The organism is Thomasclavelia sp., assembly GCF_017889095.1.
In the GTDB taxonomy this organism is placed as follows: Bacteria; Bacillota_I; Bacilli_A; order Erysipelotrichales; family Coprobacillaceae; genus Thomasclavelia.
Map to the genome: position 1 here is coordinate 1 of NZ_JAGHEW010000283.1, position 4018 is coordinate 4018.

The window sequence follows — 4018 nt, forward strand, 5'->3', positions numbered from 1 at the left end:
CATGTGACTAACACCATTCATCAAATGTTTATAAATGGAACGACCTGCACTTTCATTATTTTGGATTTCGTCATTTTGACCATCATGATGATAAATTGGAACTTGATGATTAATAACTTTTTCAATTAATTCTTCTGGTTTTTGGATCCCCTGAGTTACACTGACAGTTAAAACTGGTTTTCCATCAAAACGCGCCATTTCCACATTTTTATCGGCTGCAATAATGATTCCATCAGCTTCTTCAATTTCCTTTGCGGTTAAAACATTTTTAGCCCCATCTTGACCATTGGTTTCTGCTTTTAACGGATAGCCCATTTTTTGACCGGCTTTAGTTAGATTTTCGGCTGCCATAAAAGTATGGGCAATTCCAGTTGGACAGGCAGTTACCGCTAAAACACGATACCCTTTTTCAATAACTGTTTCTTCCTGGTCTTTTTTTAATTCTTCTTGATCGATAATTTCTAAAAATTCTTGATTGCTTGAAGCATTGATTAATTTTGTTCTAAATTCTTCGTTCATTAATAACGCTGATAATTTAGCTAAAGCTTGTAAATGGATATTACCACCATCTTCAGGAGCGGCAATCATAAAGCATAAATAAACTGGTTTATTATCTAATGAATCATAATCTACTCCATTTTTGATCGTAATTGCCGCCAAACCTGCTTTTTTTACTGCTTTATTTTGGGCATGCGGAATCGCAATTCCTTCACCAATTCCCGTTGTTGTTAGCTGTTCTCTAGCTAAAACACCTTCTTTATAGATTTTTTTATCACTAATTTTGCCTGATTTAGCCATTAAATCAACTAAATAATCAATTGTTGCTTCTTTTGAAGCTAGTTCAACATTTAAAGCAATACTTTTTACATCTAATAACTCAGTAATTTTCACTTTTATTTCCCCCTTATAATTGTTTAATTAATTCATCTATTTTATCTTTTGTAGCTAAGCCATGACTAAAGGCTGTAGCTCCACCACAAGCTGTCGCTAATTTTAAAGTTTCTAGATAATCATAATTTAATAAACAGCCAGCTACAAATCCCGCTACCATTGAATCACCTGCACCGACTGAATTTTTTACCGTTCCTTGACAAACACCCATGCGATGACATTTACCATGTTCATCAATTAGTAATGAGCCATCTTTAGCCATTGAAATTAATACATTTACAGCTCCCATTTCTTGTAATTTGTAAGCATATTTGATTGTTTCTTCAATTGAAGTTAATTCGACATTAAATATTTGTGCTAATTCATGGTTATTTGGTTTAATTAAAAATGGTCGATATTTCAAAGTTTTTACTAATAAATCCCCAGTTGCATCAACAACCACTTTTACTTCTTTTTCACTTACATATTTGATAATTTCTTGATAGATATTTTGATCAAGTGATGCCGGTACACTACCAGAAAGAATCAAAACATCATTTGCCTGTAACTGCTCTAACTGCTTAAATAATTGTTTTAAGGCTGTTTCATCAATTATCGGACCTAAGCCATTTAATTCCGTTTCCTGTTGGCTATGAATCTTGACATTGATTCTTGTTAGACCCTTTTCTACTTCGATAAAATCGGATTCAATTTTCATGGCTTCAACTCCCCGTTTAAATTTCTTCCCCGTAAAGCCAGCAATAAATCCTAAATTACAACTTGAAAAACCTAATTCTTTTAATACAACTGCCACATTAATTCCTTTACCGCCATAAAAGATATGTTCTTGACTAGCCCGGTTAACTGTTCCCGTTTTAAACTCTGGTAAGTCGACAACATAATCTAAGGCTGGATTCATCGTGATTGTGTATATCATTTTCATGCCTCCTTTTTATATGAAATTATCTTTCATGAATATACTATACTACGATGTTTAATTTTCGTCAATATATTTTTTATGAAAATTTATTTCTTTTGTCAAAATAAAAAAAAGGACTCAAAAGTCCTAAAATTTATCTCCAGCAATTGCATTTTCATGACGAGCAATGCTTTTATAAGCATTTTTGTTCATTGAAGTTAAAAATAAATACAATATCTCAATTACAGTAGTTGCCGATACTCTTGAAAAACAATAACCGTCAAGAAATAATTTTTCACGAGTAGCTGTCGTAATATGAAAATCACTTGCTTTAGCCACCGTTGAATTTTCATTATTGGTAATCGAAATTGTTGTCGCTCCGACTTCCTGGGCTGCTTTGATAGCGGTAATCACGCCTCTTGATTCTCCGGAGTTAGATATAGCAATAACGACATCCTGATCATTCATATTATAAATATAACCAATCTGATTTTCCCAAATCGTTGAAGATATTGCAGAAATTCCAATTTGATTAAACTTAAAAGTTCCATCAATAGCTACGGGAATCGTGTTACCAACTGCAACAAACTGGACACTGCGTGCCTTTAAAATTTTTTGTAAGATTATTGGTAATTGATCATTATCCATCATTGAAACAGTCTGTTTTAATTCTTCGATTTTATTAACTAAAATATTTTGTAATGACTGGCTAATTTCATCAAAAGAAATGTTATTAGAAACACTTCCTTCATTTATATCCGATTCCACCATTTCTTTAGCTAAAGATATTTTTAAATGATGGAATCCCTTAACTCCAATCTTTTTACAAAACCGGGATACTGATGCTTCACTAGAACCGCTAGCTTTAGCTAACTGCCCAACTGTCATATCAACAACCTGATCATAATGATTAATAATATATTTAGCGATCTTTTTTTCGGAATCGAAAAAGTTATCAAATGATGAACAAATTGTATCCATTACTGTTTTTTCCATTTAATCACCTCGTTTTAATTATATATTAAAACATTTTTCACAATCTTACAAGTTATTAAAATATTTTTCTTAAAAACTATTATGCAATAAATTTAATAACATTTCGACAAAAATCATGAAGATTGATTCACAATCAACAATTGATTGTTTTGTTAAAGAATTGCCTGGTAAAACAATTGTATTTTTAAATAAATTAATTAACTGACTATTAGGATTCATGGTAATTAAATAAGATTTTTCTGGTAAATTATTTTCTAATGATGTTAACGCACGATTAAAATTGGCCTGAGCTCCCGAAACTGAGAAAAAAACTACGGTGGCATCTTCTTTGATCGTATTACTTAAATGACTAATTTCCATAAAATCATGGCCACTATAAGCCATGATCCCTAAATCCATTAAGCCCGCTTTTAATTGGCGACATGGCAAAGATGAATAATAAATTCCTAAAATATATGCCATCTTGCTTTCTTTTAAGTCATTAATTAATTTTTCGACAGTTTTTCGATCAATCTTTGTAAACTGGGCAATTGTTTTTACATATTCATTAGTTAACTGATCAAATAAATCATTACTGTCTTTTTCTTCAATATGTTCATGTAAATAATTAATGGTGGCAAAACGAAAATCTTTATAGCCTTTAAAACCTAAAACCTGACAAAAACGTAATACCGCTGAAGTAGAAGTATCACTTTGAGCAGCTATCTTTGATATTGTATATGTTTCGATATTTTCTAAATTATTAATGATATAATCATATACTTTTAATTCGGTCTTGGAAAAATCATTTTTATGCAGTTCAATTAGTTTTAATAGATCCATGTTCTCATCTCCTTTATTTTATTTTAGAATATTTTGATAAAATTGTCAAAATAATATAATAATTTTATCAAAAGTAATTGACAACGCTTTCAATTAGAGTTAAGATAATCTTGTAAAAATTATCATGATGATTTGTAAAAAATGACAAAAAGGAGAATATTTATGGATTACAAACAATTAGCTGCTGATATCGTTAGTAATGTCGGTGGCAAAGACAACATTGATATCGTTTCACATTGTATGACTAGATTAAGATTTAATCTAAAAGATGTCTCAAAAGCTAATAAAGAAGTTTTAGAAAATTTAGATGGTGTTTTGGGAGTTATTTATGCCGGTGGTCAATATATGGTTATCTTAGGGCAAAATTTAATTCCTGTTTATGAACGGGTCGTTAAAGATTATGATCTAAAA

The 4018-nt window shown here is 30.8% G+C and carries 5 protein-coding genes; 1 reads left to right on the plus strand and 4 read right to left on the minus strand.

Annotation, left to right across the window (positions count from 1 at the left end):
* From J7M77_RS12545 to J7M77_RS12560, 4 genes are all read right to left on the minus strand, one after another.
* A partial coding sequence (locus J7M77_RS12545) for a fructose PTS transporter subunit IIA (protein ID WP_296879077.1) occupies positions 1 to 891 on the minus strand: 891 nt, incomplete at its 3' end.
* 13 nt (positions 892 to 904) lie between these two features.
* The gene (gene pfkB, locus J7M77_RS12550) at positions 905 to 1807 is read right to left on the minus strand and encodes a 1-phosphofructokinase (RefSeq protein WP_296879079.1); all 903 of its coding nucleotides are present in this window, start codon (positions 1805 to 1807) and stop codon (positions 905 to 907) included.
* A 129-nt stretch (positions 1808 to 1936) separates the two neighbouring features.
* The gene (locus tag J7M77_RS12555) at positions 1937 to 2785 is read right to left on the minus strand and encodes a MurR/RpiR family transcriptional regulator (protein ID WP_296879082.1); all 849 of its coding nucleotides are present in this window, start codon (positions 2783 to 2785) and stop codon (positions 1937 to 1939) included.
* A 69-nt stretch (positions 2786 to 2854) separates the two neighbouring features.
* Positions 2855 to 3607, minus strand: a complete 753-nt coding sequence (locus J7M77_RS12560; RefSeq protein ID WP_296879084.1) for a MurR/RpiR family transcriptional regulator — start codon at positions 3605 to 3607, stop codon at positions 2855 to 2857.
* Positions 3608 to 3769: 162 nt separating this feature from the next.
* Here J7M77_RS12560 and J7M77_RS12565 point away from each other — a divergent pair.
* On the plus strand, positions 3770 to 4018 hold a 249-nt coding region (locus J7M77_RS12565; protein ID WP_296879086.1), incomplete at its 3' end, for a PTS glucose/sucrose transporter subunit IIB.

Coding starts and splice junctions, on each gene's coding strand:
- pfkB (WP_296879079.1), bottom strand. CDS start 1,807: ATGATATACACAATCACGATGAATCCAGCCTTAGATTATGTTGTCGAC.
- J7M77_RS12555 (WP_296879082.1), bottom strand. CDS start 2,785: ATGGAAAAAACAGTAATGGATACAATTTGTTCATCATTTGATAACTTT.
- J7M77_RS12560 (WP_296879084.1), bottom strand. CDS start 3,607: ATGGATCTATTAAAACTAATTGAACTGCATAAAAATGATTTTTCCAAG.